Below are 20558 nucleotides of genomic sequence, written 5' to 3'. Positions count from 1 at the left end.
ATGGCTAAAAATAAATTTTTAAAAAAATAGAATCATATCAACAAATATCAAAAGTTGAAATGGCGATTTGGACAAAAGTACGCCGAATATGTTAATTAAAAAAAATACGGCACATAAAAAAAGTGCACAGCACAGAAGATAATAAAAAAAACTTCGTGCAGGTTTGGACTGCACGAAGTTTTTTTTATTATAAAATATCGGAGTAAAATAATTATAAAACTACCATTTTTAAGGTTTTTTGCATCGTGCCATTTTGAGTAAGGCGGATTAAATAAGTGCCCTTACTCAAATTGCTTGTTTCTATATTTAATTGGTGCAGTTGGTTGGCTTGTATGGTTTCATTATTGAGCAAAGTACCCAAATATTTGCCCTGCATATCGTATATAGCTACTTCTACCGTACCATTTTCGGAGGCAGCAAACATCAATGTAGCGTGGATGTTGCTGCAAGCGGGATTAGGACTGATGACGGCTTGCTCCAACGAAAAATCAGTACCCAAGTCACTCAAAGTGGCTATACTGTTTTTGGCAACCGGACTACAGCCTCCGCCGATAGTAGCCACAAAAGAGGAAGCCGCTGCCGAGTTTGCCCAAAAGCCGGGCAGCAAATCAATCCAAGCGGCGGCATCGTAGAGCACATTGAAAGTACTCGTAAAAGATACCGTGTTGGTAGCGGTAATACTATTAGAAGCTTCAACGGTGGTGTTGGTATTGGTGATATTGCTCGTAACAGTTACATTACTTTGGCAAGTATTTACATTTTCGGTAATGGTGGTCGAGCCTAATTGTGCATCATCGCCGGAGTTGCTACCGTTGTTGTTTGTACATACACCGCCATAATAAAATTTCACAGCACCGCTACCAGCCGCCGGAGCTGTCCATTGTACGGTGTAGTTGTTCAAGGCACTCGGAACACCGCCCACACCGTGCTCTATGTAGCGACGCAAAGTGCCGCCTGAGCCGGTGGTAGTTTCTTTTACATTGCTGCTCCAATTTGCCCAAGTGCCTGCCTGTGTGTTGCTGCTGTTGATGAGGGCGAGCAACTGAAAACCGTAAGCCCCGGGCGTACCTGCACCGGCAGTTGCCGCAAATGTAATGTCGTAAGTAGTACCTGCGGTATAAGCAGTAACAGGGGTAGTAGTGCCGGCTTGGTAAATGTTGAAACTGATAGCTGTGTTGTAGCTGCCAGTGGAGCTGTGACAACTGACACAGGTAGAGCCGTCGCCGGGCGCACCTACACCGCCATCACTGTTGGCAGATGCCAAGCCGCTTTCTTTAGCACTAAAAACTATATAACACAATACCAATACAAAAATACCAGCTGCGCCGTGTGCTTTTTTTAAAATAGCTAAGGGGGAGAACTTTTTCTGTTGCATATCAATACATTTTTGTTTAAAAATACTAAAAAACCTACAAATTTAATATAAATATTTAATGTTTAAACAACTAAGGTTGTAAATTTATGTTTTTATGTAGTATTTGTAAAATATGACAGTGAATATTTATACTAAAACAAATGAATAGCTGCATATTTATTGTATGAATAAACATATATTTTAATGTTCTTATGAAGAAGATGTATGTATATTTTACCTGTTTTTAATATTATAAAAAAATATATATTTAATATGATTTTTTAAAAATTTTAAAGCAAAAAAATAATATACAGCATCAGCCTACAAACATTGTTTCACACAATGGCGTTATTCTTTTTATTCAACAAGAAGGCATCTTTGCCGCCCACCCAACCCGCGCAACGGGCTAACAAACCGCAGAACCCTATCAAGACGGAACGCACATTTTGATGAACAACTTTATAAAATAGGGTATGAACACGCAAACGGCGTTTTAAGCCCTTTAGTGAAACCTCCTCCCGAAGGACTTCACTTTCCCTGCTATTACGATGGTCAAAAAAATAAACCTAAACAACAAAAAATGAATTTTAAAACCAATACAAAACTAATACAAATATTTAGTGTTTAAATAATTAAGATTTTTAACTATATCAGTTTTATAAAAAATGCGTAAAAAGTCTTAAAATAAAGGCAGTATTTAGGCGTTTATAGTTTTTAAAATACTTTTGTTTAGAAAAAAGGATAAAAACACCCAACATTATAATTGTTTATGTTTTTACATAGTGCCCTCTTTTTAATTTTACATCTTTATTGAACAATAGCATCAACTTATGAATACTTCTTCTTTTGGTTTTCCACAATTATCTTCAGAGGCGCGTGTATGGATTTTTCAAATCCACCGCAATTTATCGGCGCACGAAATAGCCCCTATTCAAAATCTGGTGCAAAATTTTGCTGCCGCCTGGCAATCGCACGGAAAACCTCTGAATGCCGCCGCCACAGTGTTGCAAGAGCGTTTTATCGTCATTGCCGCCGATGAGCAAAACAATAAAGCCGGAGGCTGCTCCATTGACGGTATGACACGCTTTTTGCAGGATATAGAGCAAACCTTTGATATTGCTGTATTTCAGCGCACGCAGGTAGCCTATCGCCAAGCCGACGGCAGCATCGCCGATTTTCATTTCAACGATGCCCAACATTTGTTGCAAGACGGTACACTCACCCCCGATACACTCATTTACAACATTACCGTACACACCAAAGCCGAAGCGGAAGCGCATTTTTTACAGCCGCTTCGCCATTCGTGGTTAGCCAAACGCATCAATTGGGAAAAAACAGCGAGTGTGGCGGAGTAAAGAATATTTTTCTTATTTAAAATAAAAAATATTTGCCGTTTTGCTACTCTGTTGATGGGTGTAGCGCAATAAATACATACCCTGCGGTAAATTTTTCGGAAAATCAATTGTGGTACGGTTAGCTCCTTGTTGCGAAGGCACACGAAAAACCGCCACTTCTTTTCCGTCTGCCGACAATAGTTGTATGGTCACTGCTGCTGTCTGTGTTGCCAAAAAATAATCTACTTGTACTTTATCGTTGGTGAGCGTGGGATAAATAGCGACCCCGCCTTCTTCGGCAGTGAGCCACTCTTCTTGTGGCACGCCGGCAATGTTGGTATATTGAGCCGTAATCATATCATCTTGCAAAAAATTTACGCGCACCGTTCGGCTCGTATCTGTGGGCAAAAAATCGGTAAATTCGCTTTTAAGGCTGTTTACCTGAATTTCTCCCACATCGCGCGGGTTTTGATCAAAAGTAACCGCAAAAGGTCCTGTCAAATCATAGCAGTCGTTGAGGCTTTGGTGCAATGCTTCGCAGCGATTTTCAATAAAATGTTGGAGTTTGGCAACATTGGCAGTCCAGCCCTCATAAGTGCCGTACCAACGCTGTGCGTGGCGTTCCATTTCGGGTTTGATGAGGGCGGTGTAGGTGTTTAAATAATTGAGCATATTATCACAACTGAAAACGGTATTGAGCAGGTCGTTTTGGCGATTAATGTAATAAGTACGCACGCTGGGGTTTTCGAGCAATTTGTTCAGTATGGAAATATGCTGCTCAGGGTCTTGCCAATCGGCGGTGAGTATTTCTGTATTGCACACGGCAGCCAAAGCTCCGGTGTCGGGAATGCCGGTATAATTGAGATAAAAACCGAAAGTAGCATCATTATCCCACAAAATATAGCCCCATTTTTTATGGTCACCCTTTGGATTTAAGCCGCGCCATACGCCTGTATTGTAATTGAGCCAATCGGAGCATACCGTAAAAGAATTGACCAGCACATAATCTATCAAACTTTTGATATTGAGCAGTGAATCCACATGATTAAAATCGCTGCTGTCGTTCATATCTTTGTTGAGGATAAAATAGCGCAAATCAGAAAAATCCGACAAAGCCTGATCGCCGCCGTACTCTGCCCAAGTATCTCCCCATGTGAGGATATACTGCAAATCGTATTTGTCTTGTTGGTAATAATAATCGGTATAGTCGTGCTCGTCGGGTATTTCACGCAATTCATACACGCCCCAATATTGTCCGTTTACATACAAAATAATTCTTTCGCTGCGGCGCAGGTCTAAGTGCATATCGCCGCGCTCCGCCAAATTATGAATATAACCATCGCGCATGTGGGCACTGCCTTTGTTGTAGTCATTGTTGCCGCAAGGATAGTTATCATCGCCCGAAGCCCTGATGATAATGCGCTGAAATTCATCGCGGTCGCTGGTGGCAAAAATTTTGTGTTGCAAAGCGGCGGAGTAGCCCATTTCGTCACGGCTGATAAAGTCCACGCCTCTTTGGTCGCAAACCCAAGAATCATTGCCGTGCGAATTAAATTCGCCGTAGGCGCGGGTAATTAGGTTAAAATCTTTATCAAAATATTCAAAAGCACCCACCGGATGCAAGGTGTTGTCGCCGTTTACCAAATTCAGCATATAGCTGCCGCTAATGGAAATAATCGGCAAATGATGGCTTTCGTTGATAAAATAGGTGGCATATTCCACAAATCCGGGCAGTATAGTAGGAAAATCAACAAAGGCAGCTGCTTTGAGTACGGTATTGCTGCTGATAAGGAGCGGCTCGCTGTAAATGGCGGCATTGCTGTCGGGCAGGCTGCCGTCGGTGGTGTAGCGAATGGTGATATTTTCAACGGAAGTACTCATCGCTACCGTCACCGAATCGGTATAGCGACCGGCGGCTGCACTGAAAACGACTTTTGGAGCGTAGGTAATAAAAAAAGGCGTGTCGTTGTTGCTGCTTTGGAACGTGGGCGCAGTAAAAATGCCCCAAGCATTGCTGCCGTCTTGTTGTCTGCCGTAAGAATGTTCAGTTTGTGTAACAAACAGCGCATGCTGTTCGAGGATATTGCCTTGCGCATCACTCAGGAGCAATGCGTCATCTCCGGTTTGGCTCAATCTGAAATTGGTATGATACTCGCCTTCTGTGAGCGTATCTCTGCCCGAAGCCCATATCAGCAAAAAACCTTTGCCCGCAATGACACTACCCGCCGGAAATTGCCATTTTTGAGGCTTATCGGCGCGGTCGCTCAAGGAATAACCCGAAATATCTGCTTCATTTTCCGAAGCATTGTATAATTCTATCCAATCTTCCGTTTTTTGGTATATATCATTAAAATTCTTTAAATTAGAGCAAGAATACTCATTGATATATACTTGTGCACTTAATTGTACACTCATTAATAAAATAATGGTACTTAGTTTTTTAAACATAACTTTAAAATAAAATATATATGTTGTGCGATTAATAAAAACACTAAAAAAACAAAGCTATACAAAAGCAGCGAATTGCACAAATTAATAAAAACATAAGTAAAAATGTGACTTTTTAAAAACTTCAAAATCAAATAAAAAAGCAAATACTGTGTAGTGATTTAAAAATTCCCTATCTTTGCGTAGATAGGAGTTGCCGTTGAGCAGCCGTATTTACTTTATTTTACTCAATTTATAACCCAAAACAACACAACATCATTTATGAGCAAGTTTGATGAAAAAATGCAGATTTACAAAGATGCCGTAGCCGAATTGAAACTTTCTATCGGTGACGATTTGCTGAGAGGAGTTGCCAAAAGCTTAGGTCCCTCTATTTATTTGGGCGATGCTTCTATGGTATCCGGCAGCGATAAAGCAGAGTTAGACCGTGTTAAAAACAAATTCCTCATTGGCAAGTTGGGTTTGGCTGATAGCCCTGAATTAGATGCAGCCGTAGAAGAAGCCGTAAATGCTATGGGCAAAGGAAACCGCAGCAAACACAGAGCTATTGTATATGCTTTGTTGGCGAAAAAATTTAAAAAAGAGGATATGTTTAAATAATACTCTCTTTACTTAATAAAGCATTTTTTAAACAGCCGATTTCTGGATAAAAGAAATCGGCTGTTTTTGTATTGAAAAACGAGTAGCAAAAAAACGACATATAGGGCGGGCAGCTGCATTTTTTATAAAAAAATATTACCTTTGTGGCGATTTTTCATACATCAATAATTATTTTATTTTTAATATGGCTCAAATTTCAACAGCAGATTTTAAAAACGGATTGTGCATAGAGTTTAATAACGACTTGTGGCAAATTACTGAATTTCAACACGTTAAGCCCGGAAAAGGTGCAGCTTTTGTGCGCACCCGCCTCAAAAGTTTCAGCACCGGCAGAGTATTGGAAAATACTTTTCCTTCCGGCACCCGCCTCGAATCGGCACGTGTAGAACGCCGCCCCTATCAGTTTTTGTACAACGATGGCGATAACTACAACTTTATGAACAACGAAACCTTTGAGCAAATCGGTATCCCCGAAAACCTTATCAGCAACCCCGACTTTTTGAAAGAAGGGCAAGAAGTAGAAGTAATTTTTCATGCCGAAAAAGAAACCGTACTCGGCTGCGAGTTGCCGCCTTTTGTGGTGATGCTCATCACTTACTCCGAGCCGGGTGTGCGCGGCGATACTGCCACCAACGCCTCCAAACCCGCCACCCTCGAAACAGGAGCGGTAATTCAAGTGCCTTTGTTTGTGAATGAAGGCGAAAAAATAAAAGTAGATACCCGCGAACGCCGCTATGTAGAGCGCGTGAAATAAAAAAAACAATCATCAGATAAACTGTTTTGAGCGACCGCTTAAAAAAATGACTTTTTCGTTTTTTTAAACGGTCGCTTTTCATTACCTTTCGCCCAATCATCGCAGTATTTCACTCAACAGCACCTATGTATCAGGTAAAAATCAACCAAAACACCGAACTCACCGTCAATCCCGCCGACCTCCGGCAGTGGGATATGCAGGCAAGCAGCGACCGCCATTATCATATTTTATTAAACCATCGTTCGTATAATGCCGAAATTGTAGCCATAAACACCGATAGCAAAACGGTGACGGTACGCATCAAAGGCAAAGACTATGATGTAGAAATTAAAGATAAAATGGATTTGTTGCTGGAGCAGTTGGGTATGGGCAAACAACGCGCCCTTATTATCAATGAAATAAAAGCTCCGATGCCCGGTTTGGTGCTGGCGATAAAAGTGCAAGTAGGCGATACCATTGCCAAAGGAGACACGGTATTGGTACTCGAAGCGATGAAAATGGAAAACAATATCAAAGCAGTAGGAGAGGGTATAGTAAAAAGCATATCCGTACAAAAAGGAGCTGCCGTAGAAAAAAATCAGGTGCTAATTGTGCTGGAATAAAACGGCTGACAAGAATGGTGGCAACATTATTATACAAAAAAGTATTTACAATAAATCCTTCTGCTTATGTCGCTCATTCCCCAATTTTTTGAAACCTTTGATGATTTTTATCTTTGGCTGCAAGCGCACCATCACACCCAAAAAGAAATATTGGTAGGGTATTATAAAATAAGCGCAGGTAAAAAAGGCATCAATTGGTCGGAGTCGGTAGATGCTGCTTTGTGCTGGGGCTGGATAGATGGGGTACGAAAATCCATTGATGCACAGCGTTATTGTATTCGTTTTACGCCGCGCCGCCCACACAGTATATGGAGTGCCGTAAACATTGCCAAAATAGAAACCCTTGCCGCCGCCGATAAAATGCAAACTGCGGGCTGGGCTGCTTTTGAAAAAAGAAAAGAAGAAAAATCAAAAATTTACGCCTACGAAAAAAAAGAAATTCCAGTCATCGACCCACATTTGGAAACCGAATTTCGGAAGCATACCGCCGCTTGGGAGTTTTTTGAAAAACAAGCTGCAAGCTATAAAAAAACAATTTTGTATTGGGTGATGAGTGCCAAACAGGAAAGCACACGCCGCTCGCGCCTTGATAAACTTATTGAGCAGAGTGCGCAACAACAGCGTTTGCGTTGAAAATTTTGTTTTTTTTAATTTGTATTAAAAAAAGTGCAAGTATATTTTTTCTGTTAAGTATTTCGTTAGAAATTATTTTATATTTTAAAGTAATAAAAATAATTGATAATCAGGTGCTTTATACTAAACAGTAATGCACAATTACTTACATATCCAACACCAGCATTTTTAAATACTTTTTGCGCTCCACAAAAGAACGGATAATACCTTGCGTGTCGCGGTTGGTGGGATAATGCACAATATGCTCCAAAATCCGCTTGATATAGCGGCGTTGTGGCGGCAGGCTACAATAACCGATACCCTGATACGCACCGTTTTTTACCCATATCACCGCATATTCGCCCACCTGCCTACCCACATCAAAGAGCAAAAAATGCGGCTCGCGAAACTGCAACTTTTCCAATAGCTGCTCCACCCGCACATTATAATCCGCCGTCGGCTCTTCGCCCACACAAGCACCGGCGCACTCCTTAATCTGATAATAAAAACACGCCCCTTTGGTATCAAACAAACCGTTTAGTTTTTGGCACAATTGATAGGTGCGCGTCCACTGCTCCAAAGTCGCTTTTGCCGCCGCCACCGACTGAAAAGTAGCCACTACCATTTGTGCAGCGCGACTGCTGTGGACAACGCGCAGGCAATGGTAGCTTTCGCCGTTTATAAAATGCTCCACGCAATACGGAAAACGGGTGCGCCTTTGAGCGCGGTTGTAGAGCGGTTTGAGGCATTTTATTTCGTGCGATTCCAGCAGCAAAGCCGCCAACTCGCTGCCCGTTATTTCGTAGCGCACTGCTGCAATTTCGGCTTTCATACGCAAAGCCTTAGCCGTATCGCAATTATTCAGATGCGTTTGTACCCGCGTTTTGATATTTAAACTTTTACCCACATAAATAATTTTTTTGCGGCTATTGAGCAAATAATACACCCCCGCCGCTTCGGGCAAATGCGCGGTAAGTTGTGTGGTCTGAAAAGTTTCGGGCTGTACGGCTAATTCGGGAGCAGCAGGGGGCGGCGGTATTTTTATGTATTCGTGCAAAGCGGCTATCTGGTGCGTATAGCGCAGCAAGCGGCTTTTATGCTCAATACGAATTTTGAAATGCGTACACAGTTCTTCCAACTGATAAGAGGGCAAATGCGGATAGCGGCTGCGGGCAGCCTTGAGTGTGCATATAAAATCGTGCTTAAAGACAAATCCCAACTGCTTAAAGGCACGCCGCAACACTTTATATACAAATTGTGCATCGTGAGCGATGAGCGTTTTGCCTTCGATGAAGTTCAGAAAATCTTTGGCGATGGCATAAAAAGGCGGAGCTTGCTGCAACTGCTCCCTACTGAGAGCCAAATAACTTTGCTGTCGGTACGAAAGTTTTTGTTCGGGGTGCACCAAACTCGCCCACTCCCAGTGCGTTGCCGCCTGATACAGTGCCAGCGACACGATGTTGTCGTCTGCGCCATTGCCGCCGGTTTCCAAATAAATATAGATGGCTTCCATAAAAAAGCAGCACAAAGAAAACGATATTTTGATACACTAGGAAATGAGTTGCCCCTGAAAAATGAATATATAGAATGTGGGGGTGATGTTTTTTTTCAAAAAAATTTTGTACCCTGCGGTGTTAAGAAAAATAATTATAAAATATCCGTGAGTGCGGGCAATTATATTATTTTTGCGGATATGCGGGGTTGGACAATGGCAGACAACAAGATTAAAATGACATCAATACAAAACTGACAGACCAATAAATATATGGCGAAACAGAAGAAAGAACAAAAAGAAAAAGCAATAGAAGTGACCCTTTGGGAAGCAGCCAATAAATTGAGAGGCAGCGTAGAGCCAGCCGAATACAAACACGTGGTATTAGGACTGATTTTCTTAAAATTTGCCAGCGATAAGTTTGAAGACCACCGAGCCAAACTCATAGCCGAAGGCAAAGGGAAATACATTGAAATACCGGAGTTCTACAATATGAACAATGTGTTTTTTTTAGAAGAAACCAGCCGATGGAGCTACATTATAAAAAAATCAAAACAAAGTGATATTGCCCTGCTTATTGACACCGCTTTGCACACCATTGAAAAAAATAACAAAGCCCTGAAAGGTGCTTTGCCCGACAATTATTTTTCTCGTTTGGGATTAGATGTTACCAAATTGGCTTCTTTGCTGGATACCATCAACGATATTGATACCACCAAAGACCCCAAACAAGATGTGGTAGGCAAAGTGTATGAATACTTTCTTTCAAAATTTGCATTGGCAGAAGGGAAAGGCAAAGGAGAATTTTACACGCCCAAAAGCATTGTAAACCTGATTGCCGAAATGATAGAACCATACAAAGGCATTATCTACGACCCTGCTTGTGGTTCGGGCGGTATGTTTGTGCAATCTATTAAGTTCATAGAAGCACACCACGGCAATAAAAAAGAAATTTCTATTTACGGACAGGAATATACCAACACCACCTACAAACTGGCAAAAATGAACCTTGCCATACGAGGCATTAGCGGAAACCTTGGCGAAAAAGCTGCCGACACTTTTGCAGACGACCAACACAAAGACCTGAAAGCTGATTACATAATGGCAAACCCGCCTTTTAACCAAAAAGATTGGAGAGGCGAAAACGAGTTGATAGACGACCCACGTTGGCGCGGTTATGATGTGCCACCCAAAAGCAACGCCAACTATGCTTGGATTTTGAATATGGTGAGCAAACTAAGCGACAATGGTGTAGCAGGTTTTATATTGGCGAATGGTGCTTTGAGTGGTGGTGGTGAAGAATATAAAATCCGTAGAAAGCTCATTGAAAATAATTTGGTAGAAGCGATTTTGGTTTTGCCAAGATATGTTTTACACCACCAACATAAGTGTTACGCTTTGGATTTTGAATAAAAATAAAAAAGCACATAACAGAAACATTGGTGATGAAGAACGCCATTATCGCAACCGAGAAAAAGAAATTCTGTTTATGGATTTGCGGCAAATAGGTATTCCGTTTGAGAAAAAATACATTCAGTTTTCAGAAGAAGATATTTTAAAAAATTACAAGCACTTATCACCAATGGCAATCAGAAAGTACAGGCAATCCCTTGTGGTTGCCATATCAAAATATTCCTGAGTTCTGCTATTCCGCTTCATTTGACGAAGTAGCCAAAAAGGATTTTTCGTTGGTGCCGAGCAAATACATTGAGTTTGTAAACCGTGATGAAAATATAGACTTTGATGAAAAAATGAAGAAACTTCAAGGTGAATTTGCCGACTTATTGAAAGCCGAAGCACAAAGCAAAAATGATTTACTAACCGTATTTAAAGAATTAGGTTATGAATTGTAAAATCGGCGAAGCCAAATCAAATTATAAACGAATTGGCGAACATATAAAGCTTGTTGATGAACGAAACAAAGGGCTGCAAGTAAAACAGCTTTTGGGTTTAAGCATTTCTAAACAGTTTATTCCTTCTGTTGCCAATATTATTGGAACGGATATGGAGAATTATAAAATCATTCGCAAAAATCAATTTGCTTGTAGCACCATGCAGGTCAGACGGGATAAAAAAATGCCTGTGGCTTTGTTGCAAGAAGTGGACGAAGCGATTATTTCGCAAGCCTATCCCATTTTTGAAGTAAAGAACGAAAAAGAACTTTTACCCGAATATTTAATGATGTGGTTTTCACGTTCTGAATTTGACCGTGAGGCTTGTTTTCACGCAGTTGGAGGTGTAAGAGGAAGTTTAGAATGGGAAGATTTTGAAAATTTACAACTTCCCATCCCCCATATTGATAAACAAAAAGAAATCGTAAAAGAATACAACGTTATCCAAAACCGCATAGCCCTGAACCAACAACTGATTCAAAAACTCGAAGAAACAGCACAGGCTATTTATAAGCAGTTGTTTGTGGAGGGAATTGATTTAGAGAATTTGCCGGAAGGGTGGAAGACCGATACGCTAAAAATATATGCTTAAAAATTGGAAGTGGCTCAACTCCGACAGGTGGTAAAGAAAGTTACTTTAATTCTGGCATATCTCTTATAAGAAGTACCAACGTTTTTGACTATAATTTCTCATTTGAAGATTTAGCTTTTATTAATGATGACCAAGCCAACAAACTCAAAAATGTTAGAGTAAAAGAAAACGATATTCTTTTCAATATCACTGGCGTTTCTGTCGCTCGTTGCTGTATGGTGCCTAGTAATGTTTTGCCCGCAAGAGTGAACCAACATGTAATGATTATTAGACCTGATAACAAATTGAATATCTCATTCTACTTACTTTTAAATTTATGTTCAACAGGCAGTAAAAATGCATTGTTGGGAATTAGTCAATCGGGTTCTACAAGAGAAGCTATTACTAAAACTGAAATTGAAGATTTTGAAATTATAGTTCCTAAAAGTGATTTATTAGAACAGTTTGAAAACTTGATGAAGAAATTATTCCTTGAAAAGGGTTTAAAGTCATTAGAAAACCAAAAGCTAACGGAACTGAAAGAATTATTGCTTTCGAGGTTAGCGACAGTAGTGTAAGGGTGTACCCTTGCGGTCGCCCATTCGTGTATGAGGGCAACCGCAAGGGTTGCCCCAACGGTTGCCCCAACGGTTACCGCAAGGGTTGCCCCAACGGTTGCCCCAACGGTTGCCCCAACGATAAAAACGAAAACAGTATGAGTCAATATAACCCAAACATTCACCATCGCCGTTCTATCCGATTAAAAGGATACGATTACAGCCAAGCAGGTTTGTATTTTATAACAATATGTTGTCAGGATAGGGCGTGTTTATTTGGGGGCGTGGTGAAAGGCGAAATGATATTGAATGATGCGGGTATGATGGTTGAAAACGAATGGAACCAATTACACGAACGTTTTACAAATATCCAATTACACGAATATATTGTGATGCCCAACCATTTCCACGCCATATTGGAAATCGTAGGGGCGACCCTCGTGGTCGCCGCCCCCAACGGCGAAACGGTGTCCCCCAACGGCGAAACGGTGTCCCCCAACGGCGAAACGGTCGCCCCCAACGGCGAAACGGAAAAGGGGCAACCACAAGGGGTTGCCCCTACGCAAAAAAACAAAACCGTTGGTGATATGGTTGGGGCGTTTAAATCCATTGTTACGGTGGAATATATTCGGGGGGTAAAAAATTGGGGTTGGGCACCATTTAACGGAAAATTGTGGCAACGCAATTATCACGAACACATCATCCGCAATGAACAATCGTACCAACGAATTTCTGACTACATCATTAACAATCCTACCAAATGGACAGAAGATAAATTTTATAAACTATGAAATTTACCGAAGCAAAATTAGAACAAACCTTTGTAGAGCTATTGCAGCAGCAAGGCTTTACTCACCAATTGGGCAATACCCTAGTGCGTAAACCTGATGATGTGTTGATAGAAGCCGATTTGCAAGCCTATTTATTAAATCAATATGCCAGTAATGGCATTACTACAAAGGAAGTAAAATCCATCATTCTTCAACTCAAATCGCTTTCCGCTTCCGATTTGTATGAAAGCAATAAAACCTTCTTAAAAATGCTTTCAGACGGTTTCATTCTCAAACGAGAAGACCGCAACCAAAAAGACATTTACATTCAACTTATCAATTATGTAGGCTTAAACAAACACCGCCAACCTAGTGAAGATGAAATAATTTCAATAGCAGCAGAACCCGAAGCAGAATACGGAGACGACAATAACATTTATAAATTTGTAACCCAACTCGAAATTATAGGTAATGAAAAACGAATTCCTGATGCTATCATTTACATAAATGGTTTGCCATTGGTGGTATTTGAATTTAAAAGTCCTATTCGGGAAGAGGCTGATTGTTTTGCAGCATATAGACAACTTACAGAAAGATACAAAAGAGATATTCCAGAACTATTTAAATACAATGCTTTTTGTGTAATCAGCGATGGCGTAAACAACAAAGCAGGTTCGTTTTTTGCCCCTTACGACTTTTATTATGCTTGGCGTAGAGTGGCAGGTTTAGCAAAAGATGTAGATGGTATTGATAGTATGTTTACCCTCATTCAAGGGATGTTTGACAAAAACAGATTGAGAGATATTATTCGCAACTTCATTTACATTCCTGACAGCTCAAAGAAAAACGAAAAAATAGTTTGTCGTTATCCGCAATACTATGCAGCCAGAACATTGTATCACAATATAAAACTTGCTCAAAAGCCCAAAGGCGATGGAAAAGGAGGCACTTACTTTGGTGCAACGGGTTGTGGCAAAAGTTTTACAATGCTTTACCTCGCTAGGTTATTAATGAAAAGCGAATATTTTGAAAGCCCAACCATTGTATTAATTACCGACAGAACCGACTTAGATGACCAACTTTCGGGACAATTTACCAATGCCAAAAATTTTATTGGCGACAATACCATTGTAAGTGTAGAAAGCCGAAACAATTTACGAGAACTGATACAAGGCAGACAAAGTGGAGGCGTTTTTCTTACTACCATTCACAAATTTACAGAAGATACCAAACTACTCTCTGACCGTACCAATATTATTTTCATAAGCGATGAAGCACACCGAAGCCAAGTAAATTTAGACCAAAAAGTAAAAATAACCAACAAAGGCGTTAGCAAAACTTTTGGCTTTGCAAAATACCTACACGATAGTTTGCCCAATGCCACCTTTGTAGGTTTTACAGGAACGCCAATAGATGCAACGCTTGATGTATTTGGTAAAGTGGTGGATGCTTATACCATGACAGAATCAGTGAAAGATGAAATCACTGTGAGGATTGTGTATGAAGGCAGAGCAGCAAAAGTGGCTTTGAAAAATGGAAAAGACTAAAAGCAGTAGCAGAAGATTTTGTAACGCACTACGAAAAAGAATTGCAGAAGGCGCAACCGTAAAAGGCAAAGCGATGTTTGTATGCAGTAGTCGAGAAATTGCTTATGAATTGTATAAAAATATTATTGAAATAAAACCTGAATGGGTAAGGGCTGCCCTAGTGGCTGACCCTAAAGATGAAGAAAAATTATCCGAAAAAAGACAAACGAGAATTAAAGCCTATGGAACGCCTAAAAATGATAATGACCAGAGGGGCAAGATGATGAAGAAACGCTTTATAATTTATTAGGCACAAAAGACCAACGCAAAGAATTAGATAGACAATTTAAAAATGAGAAGTCCAATTTTAAAATTGCCATCGTTGTAGATATGTGGCTCACAGGTTTTGATGTGCCATTTTTAGATACCATTTACATTGATAAACCAATTCAACAACACAATTTAATTCAAACCATTTCACGTGTAAACCGCAAGTTTGAAGGTAAGCACAAAGGTTTAGTAGTCGATTATATCGGCATCAAAAAGCAAATGAATCTTGCCTTGGCGAGATACAACAAAGGTGATGAAGACAATTTTGAAGACATTGCAGAATCGTTAATAATTGTAAGAAACCATTTAGATTTATTAGCCAAATTGTTTCACAGTTTTGATGCTACAAAATATTTTAAGGGTTCGGCATTGGAGCAATTAAACACTTTGAATTTAGCTGCTGAATATGTTCAACGAACCAAAGATATTGAAACTCGTTTTATGGGTTTTGTAAAACGTCTTAAAGCAGCCTACGACATTTGTGCAGGAAGTGAACAAATCACACAAATTGAAAAAGACTATACGCATTTTTATTTAGCAGTTCGTTCTATAGTATTTAAACTGACGAAAGGCAATGCACCCGATACGGCACAAATGAATGTCAAAGTAAGAGAAATGATTAAAAACGCATTAGAAAGCGATGGCGTTGAGGAAATTTTTAAATTGGGGAATGAGGAAGAATCGGAACAAGATATTTTTGATAAAGATTATTTAGCAAAAATTGACAAAATAAAATTACCTAACACTAAAATAAAATTACTTCAGCAGCTCTTAGCCAAAGTAATAAGCGAACTAAAAAAAGTTAATAAAGTAAAAGGAATTGACTTTTCAAAGAAAATGCAATACTTGGTAGAACGCTATAACGAAAGAGAAGAAAAAGATATTCTAAGAAGTGAAGTCTATGAAGAAATGGCAAACGCTTTGACAGAATTAATTTGGGATGTACACAAAGAATTTTCGGCAGGTGATGTTTTAGGAATCAACTTTGAAGAAAAAGCATTTTACGATATTTTGAAAGAACTTTGTATAAAATACGACTTCAAATATCCCGATGACAAAATGATTGAACTTGCAAAAGCCGTGAAAGATTTAGTGGACGGGCCAAGCTAGATTTCCCGATTGGAACAAAAGAGAAGATATAAAATCAGCTTTAAAAGTTGGACTAATTCTTTTGCTAGACGAGTTTGGCTATCCACCAGTAGAGAGAGACGAAGTGTATGTTGAAATATTTGAACAAGCAGAAAACTTTAAAAAAAATCAGAACTAATGTGTCACCACAGCAGTCACACATATTGTCAAGTAATTAATATGGCAAAAGAAATAGTTTGCTGATACAATAAATAGGAAAACTAAGGTAACAACTTGTTGTTATTAGCGGCGACACACAAAATTGAAGTTGAATACTTTTATATGATCTTGTTCAATTTAAATATGTAGTACTCACTAAATTCATCGCTACTACCCCACAAAAAACAAAAATTCAATACTACCCCGCTTAAAAAAACACAATTAAGGAATATCTAAATATTTGTGTGTTTGCAGTGAAATACGCCATTGCGGGTGTTGCTTCACCAAGTCCACCAAAAAAGGAGTGATGCGCTCGCGGCGACTCCATTCGGGTTGCAGCAGCAGCGCAGTAGAGGTGTTAAGGGCAGGAACAAAACTTTGTGCCCATTTCCAGTCGCTTTCGTGATATACCACCACCTTCAACTCGTGTGCCAGTGCCAACACTTCGGGCAGGGGGGCTTTAAATTTTTTCGGCGATACACAAATCCAGTCCCAAGTACCCGAAACCGGATAGGCGGCGGAGGTTTCCAAGTGCGTTTTGAAGCCCGCTTGCCGGAGGGCGGCAGTCAGTGGGGCGAGGTCGTACATCAGCGGCTCGCCGCCGTAACAACGGCGATGCGGGCGGGCTGTTGGGCGGCAGCGGCTACTACATCTTCCACCGAAAGGCGCGGGTGGTCTGCGGCATTCCAGGAGGCTTTTACATCGCACCACACGCAGCCTACATCACAACCACCCAAACGAATGAAATAAGCGGCTTTGCCCTGATGAAACCCCTCGCCCTGCAAAGTATAAAAATGCTCCATCACCGCAGCATATCCGTAGCGGCGCGGTGCGGCAATTTTACGGCTGCAACAGGCTGTTGGGCAGCCGCGGCGGGGCGGAGGCGACAGAATTATCACAGAAAAACCCGAAAGACCATGATAGTATGCTTTCGGGTTTATGTTTTTATTAAAATAAAATATCTAAATCCGCATTAGCGCGATTAATGGTCGTCGTCTTCGGAGCAGCTTCGGGGTTGTTATTGATACCCATAGCTGTATATATAGGACACATTCCAACAACGCCGTAATAAAACGGCAAGCTAAAAACATCAGCCACACTTGTTGTGTCAATGCACCTGCCATTAAAATCACTACCATTATCACATAACGCACTAAAATATCTTTGAAACTGAGATTGTATTTCATAAAAATTAAGATGGTTACAATGTATAAAAATACCAATAATATTTTGTCCTACAAAGTTAGATTAGTTTCCAAAGCACAAATATTTACGATGTTTTTAGCGGCTCGATAGAGCATATTCTGTGCGGTTTGAAAAAAAAGCCGGATACTTTATACAAAAAACAAAGCCGCTTGTAAGAATTATCCTACAAGCGAGCCGATTTTTTATAAAAATTCAGAAGAAAAAATACTTCTTTGCTCACCGCAAAGCAACAACCTATAATTTTTACTCTTGGCTGTTCGGACCGTACATTTCTTCTTTATAAATAGCCTTTAATTTCTGTTGGCGATTTTCAATAGAGGGCTTTGTAAATTGCTTGCGTTTGCGCAACTGGCGCAAAATACCTGCTTTTTCAAATTTCTTTTTGTATTTGCGTAAAGCCTTATCAATAGTATCGCTTTCTCTACAATCAATAATCAACATAAATAGTAAATATCTTAAATGTTTTAATGAAATTTCGGACGGCAAAATAGGTTTTATTTTTTAATAATCCAAAATCCTGATGATAAAATTATTTTAAAATTTCGCGTGAGATAACCAATTTTTGAATTTCGCTCGTGCCTTCGCCGATAGTGCTGAGTTTGGAGTCGCGGTAAAATTTTTCTACCGGAAATCTTTGGTATAGCCGTAACCGCCAAAAAATCTGAACGGCATCGGTGGCGATCTGTACAGCTTCGGAAGTATAGTATTTTGCCATTGCCGACTCTTTGGTCATTTTCAGTCCTTTATTTTTTCATAGGCGGCTTGCAGGGTAGGGAGTTCGCCCACTTCCACTTTGTTGCCATATCCGCAATTTTGAAGGCAATACCCTGAAAATTCGCAATCAGCTCCTGGAATTGTTCGCGTTCTTTGGCATATTTGAGGGCTGCTTGATAAGCCCCTTTGCCGATGCCCAAGCCGAGTGCGGCGATAGAGATGCGCCCGCCGTCCAAAATTTTCATTGCCTGTTGAAAACCTTCGCCCACCTGACCGAGTACGTTTTCTTCGGGAATACGGCAATCTTCAAAAATCACTTCGGCGGTTTCGAGCAGCGCATACCGAGTTTGTTTTCTTTTTGCCTGCTTTAAGCCCCGGAGTGCCGCGTTCCACCACAAAAGCCGTCATGCCGTGGCTATCTAGGAGTTCGCCGGTTCGTGCAATCACCACTACCACATCGCCCGTAGCACCGTGCGTAATCCAGCATTTGTCACCGTTGAGTACCCACTCGTTGCCTCTTTGCGGGCGGTGCATTTCATACGATGGCATCGCTGCGGTGTTGGGTTCGGTGAGTGCCCAAGCCCCGATATGTTGGGCAGTGGCTAATTTGGGTAGGTATTTTTGTTTTTGGGCTTCGTTGCCGAAAGCGAGGATATGTCCGCACACAGCGGATGTGCGCCGCCACCGACAAACCCACCGAGCCGCATACACTGGCAATTTCGCTCACCACCGTCACATATTCAATATATCCGAAGCCTGCGCCGCCGTATTCGTGCGGCACTACTACGCCCATAAAACCGAGTTCGCCCATTTTTTTGAACAATTCTACGGGAAAATATTGGCTTTCGTCCCATTCCATCAGGTAGGGGCGTATTTCTTTCGGCAAAGCTGCGCACACTTTCGCGAATCATCGCCACATTTTCATTCAAAGAAAAATCAAGTCCGCACTTGTTGTTGTGTCTGTTTGTATCATTATGTGTATTTATGTGTTGTTGATTATGGCATATTTTTTTAAAAACTTATCATTAAAATAACACAAAGAAGCATTGCAAAATACGGCTTTTTCTAATGAATAACCTTTTAAAATTTCAATTCTGAAATCAGGTGCATTACTCAAAGCATCAAAATAATGTTTGTTTAAGCATTGGGTATCGGTAAAATTTTCTATCTTAAATTTTTCTTTTTGTTCTTCACTAATGCCTGCTAAATACCAGCTTTCTATTACTTCTTTTACTACAAAAATCCGTTCTTTTGCCAACAAATTGGCGTATTTTTCATATTCTTTTTGCTTCCTTTTACTGACACAAAAAGAAGCATCACCCCAGAATCAAAATCAGCTATAAAGATATAATCATTTCCATTTTTATCTAAAGTTTTGATAAAAGCCTCTGTATCTTTTTGTTGAGTTGTGCATATTTGATGATTTTTATAAAAGAAAAAGCCGAAACAATTAAAGGGCGAATGATTGCATTAAAAAAACGCTCGTCATCATCACCTTCTACAAATACATACAAACCGTTGTATGGCATCATATTTACATATCTAAAAGGTTTTGAATAAAAAGTTCGTCTATTCCCAAATCATTATCCAAAAAGGCTTTCACCATTTCTTTGTCGGCGGGTTTGACGAGTTCGGCGAAGCCCTTTTTATTGCGCGATACTAAAACCAAGTCGGAAATATGTTGCAGATGTTTTAAAACTTCGGGGCTGTGGGTAGTGATAAATATTTGTTTTTTCTGCGAAGCCTCATAAAAATATTGCATTATTTTAGCAATAAGCGAAGGATGTACTCCTGCTCCAGTGTTCTTCAAAAGCAATAACAGGTTTTTTTTCAAAAAATAATGCGATTAAAATGGCTGTAACAGAAATTGTACCGTCTGACAGCAAAAAACCGGGGATAAATGAATCGTTGTGAAAAGTTTCTTTTACTTTAAATAAGAGCGATTTGTCAAAAGATTTGTCAATACTGATTTTGTCAATAAAAGGCAATACATCTCGCATAAGATTAGAAAAAACTCCTGCTTTTTCCTCATCATCCAAAATCCTTTTCAGTACCAAAGCCAAATTTTCACCGTTTTCTTCCAATTCCGCTTTACCGATAATAGAGGTTTTTTCTTTGGCTTTGTTCAGGTCAAAATCATAAATAGTAAGTCTGATATTACAGGCAATTTTCCACTAAATAATTTTCTGCATAATACAACCACTTTGCTGGTTTATTAATGAATAAGTAAGCTGAATCCGAAAAATAGAATCCTTGTAATTTTATCTGTCAATATATACTCATTGCTGTCTGTAATTTTAAATATTTCTACGTTTTCATTATTTAATTTCTTTATCCTGAAATTATCTTTATACTCTTTGCTTGCTTTTGATACTAAATCATATTCTTTTATCAGTGTAAATAAATCCAAACATTCGTTTTTTTGAAAAGAATTATCTGTATTAATATCAGAAGACAGCTCAATGCCATATATACCCTGCATACTACTGTTAAAGGTTGTTCTATCATT

At 39.9% G+C, this 20558-nt stretch carries 18 protein-coding genes and 4 pseudogenes; 10 read left to right on the top strand and 12 right to left on the bottom strand.

What is annotated here, in order from left to right; genetic code table 11:
• Positions 1–211 precede the first annotated feature (211 nt).
• Positions 212–1375 carry a T9SS type A sorting domain-containing protein gene (locus IPL35_04355; protein MBK8442684.1) on the bottom strand — a complete coding sequence of 388 codons (1164 nt, stop codon included), beginning with the start codon at positions 1373–1375 and terminating at the stop codon, positions 212–214.
• An 809-nt stretch (positions 1376–2184) separates the two neighbouring features.
• Here IPL35_04355 and IPL35_04350 point away from each other — a divergent pair.
• On the top strand, positions 2185–2709 hold the full coding sequence (locus IPL35_04350) for a hypothetical protein (GenBank protein ID MBK8442683.1): 525 nt from the start codon (positions 2185–2187) through the stop codon (positions 2707–2709).
• A 12-nt stretch (positions 2710–2721) separates the two neighbouring features.
• Here the strand turns inward: IPL35_04350 and IPL35_04345 are convergent, their stop codons facing one another.
• Positions 2722–5136, bottom strand: a complete 2415-nt coding sequence (locus IPL35_04345) for a CotH kinase family protein (GenBank protein MBK8442682.1) — start codon at positions 5134–5136, stop codon at positions 2722–2724.
• Between the two features lie 261 nt (positions 5137–5397).
• Here IPL35_04345 and IPL35_04340 point away from each other — a divergent pair, with 261 nt between their 5' ends.
• The 4 genes from IPL35_04340 (at position 5398) to IPL35_04325 (ending at position 7725) form a co-directional block, all read left to right on the top strand.
• Complete coding sequence (locus IPL35_04340) at positions 5398–5736, top strand: DUF2853 family protein (GenBank protein MBK8442681.1); 339 nt, start codon at positions 5398–5400, stop codon at positions 5734–5736.
• 184 nt (positions 5737–5920) lie between these two features.
• Entirely contained in the window at positions 5921–6490 is a 570-nt protein-coding gene (gene efp / locus IPL35_04335; GenBank protein MBK8442680.1) for an elongation factor P, read from the top strand.
• Positions 6491–6615: 125 nt separating this feature from the next.
• Positions 6616–7092 (top strand): acetyl-CoA carboxylase biotin carboxyl carrier protein subunit, encoded by a 477-nt coding sequence (locus IPL35_04330; GenBank protein MBK8442679.1) that lies wholly within the window; start codon positions 6616–6618, stop codon positions 7090–7092.
• 66 nt (positions 7093–7158) lie between these two features.
• A complete protein-coding gene (locus IPL35_04325; GenBank protein ID MBK8442678.1) occupies positions 7159–7725 on the top strand; it encodes a YdeI/OmpD-associated family protein in 567 nt (188 codons plus the stop codon).
• Positions 7726–7870: 145 nt separating this feature from the next.
• Here IPL35_04325 and IPL35_04320 read toward each other — a convergent pair whose 3' ends face one another.
• A complete protein-coding gene (locus tag IPL35_04320; protein ID MBK8442677.1) occupies positions 7871–9217 on the bottom strand; it encodes a GIY-YIG nuclease family protein in 1347 nt (448 codons plus the stop codon).
• 252 nt (positions 9218–9469) lie between these two features.
• On the opposite strand from IPL35_04320, the pseudogene IPL35_04315 reads away from it, so the two are divergent.
• From IPL35_04315 to IPL35_04295, 5 genes and pseudogenes are all read left to right on the top strand, one after another.
• Positions 9470–11049 (top strand): annotated as a pseudogene (locus IPL35_04315) (SAM-dependent DNA methyltransferase).
• Positions 11039–11680 (top strand): restriction endonuclease subunit S, encoded by a 642-nt coding sequence (locus IPL35_04310; protein ID MBK8442676.1) that lies wholly within the window; start codon positions 11039–11041, stop codon positions 11678–11680. The pseudogene IPL35_04315 and the gene IPL35_04310 overlap by 11 nt, the downstream one beginning before the upstream one ends.
• On the top strand, positions 11647–12237 hold the full coding sequence (locus IPL35_04305) for a restriction endonuclease subunit S (protein ID MBK8442675.1): 591 nt from the start codon (positions 11647–11649) through the stop codon (positions 12235–12237). Before IPL35_04310 ends, IPL35_04305 begins: the two co-directional genes overlap by 34 nt.
• 137 nt (positions 12238–12374) lie before the next feature.
• A complete protein-coding gene (locus tag IPL35_04300; GenBank protein MBK8442674.1) occupies positions 12375–13007 on the top strand; it encodes a transposase in 633 nt (210 codons plus the stop codon).
• A pseudogene (locus IPL35_04295) lies at positions 13004–16109 on the top strand (type I restriction endonuclease subunit R). The gene IPL35_04300 and the pseudogene IPL35_04295 overlap by 4 nt, the downstream one beginning before the upstream one ends.
• Before the next feature lie 242 nt (positions 16110–16351).
• Here the strand turns inward: IPL35_04295 and IPL35_04290 are convergent.
• The 9 genes and pseudogenes from IPL35_04290 to IPL35_04250 form a co-directional block, all read right to left on the bottom strand.
• A pseudogene (locus IPL35_04290) lies at positions 16352–16932 on the bottom strand (radical SAM protein).
• A gap of 159 nt (positions 16933–17091) precedes the next feature.
• Positions 17092–17316, bottom strand: coding sequence for a hypothetical protein (locus IPL35_04285; protein MBK8442673.1), 225 nt, complete (start codon positions 17314–17316; stop codon positions 17092–17094).
• A 262-nt stretch (positions 17317–17578) separates the two neighbouring features.
• Positions 17579–17776 (bottom strand): 30S ribosomal protein S21, encoded by a 198-nt coding sequence (locus IPL35_04280; GenBank protein MBK8442672.1) that lies wholly within the window; start codon positions 17774–17776, stop codon positions 17579–17581.
• A gap of 88 nt (positions 17777–17864) precedes the next feature.
• Positions 17865–18908, bottom strand: a pseudogene (locus IPL35_04275) (acyl-CoA dehydrogenase family protein).
• Positions 18909–19031: 123 nt separating this feature from the next.
• Entirely contained in the window at positions 19032–19310 is a 279-nt protein-coding gene (locus tag IPL35_04270; protein ID MBK8442671.1) for a hypothetical protein, read from the bottom strand.
• Between the two features lie 106 nt (positions 19311–19416).
• Complete coding sequence (locus IPL35_04265) at positions 19417–19581, bottom strand: hypothetical protein (GenBank protein MBK8442670.1); 165 nt, start codon at positions 19579–19581, stop codon at positions 19417–19419.
• 2 nt (positions 19582–19583) lie between these two features.
• Complete coding sequence (locus tag IPL35_04260) at positions 19584–19811, bottom strand: hypothetical protein (protein ID MBK8442669.1); 228 nt, start codon at positions 19809–19811, stop codon at positions 19584–19586.
• A gap of 4 nt (positions 19812–19815) precedes the next feature.
• Entirely contained in the window at positions 19816–20133 is a 318-nt protein-coding gene (locus tag IPL35_04255) for a hypothetical protein (protein MBK8442668.1), read from the bottom strand.
• A gap of 131 nt (positions 20134–20264) precedes the next feature.
• Positions 20265–20531 (bottom strand): hypothetical protein, encoded by a 267-nt coding sequence (locus IPL35_04250; GenBank protein ID MBK8442667.1) that lies wholly within the window; start codon positions 20529–20531, stop codon positions 20265–20267.
• Positions 20532–20558 lie beyond the last annotated feature (27 nt).

The sequence above is a fragment of the Sphingobacteriales bacterium genome (assembly GCA_016711285.1).
Taxonomy (GTDB): Bacteria; Bacteroidota; Bacteroidia; order Chitinophagales; family UBA2359; genus JADJTG01.
This window is presented reverse-complemented; position numbering and strand designations above follow the sequence as displayed.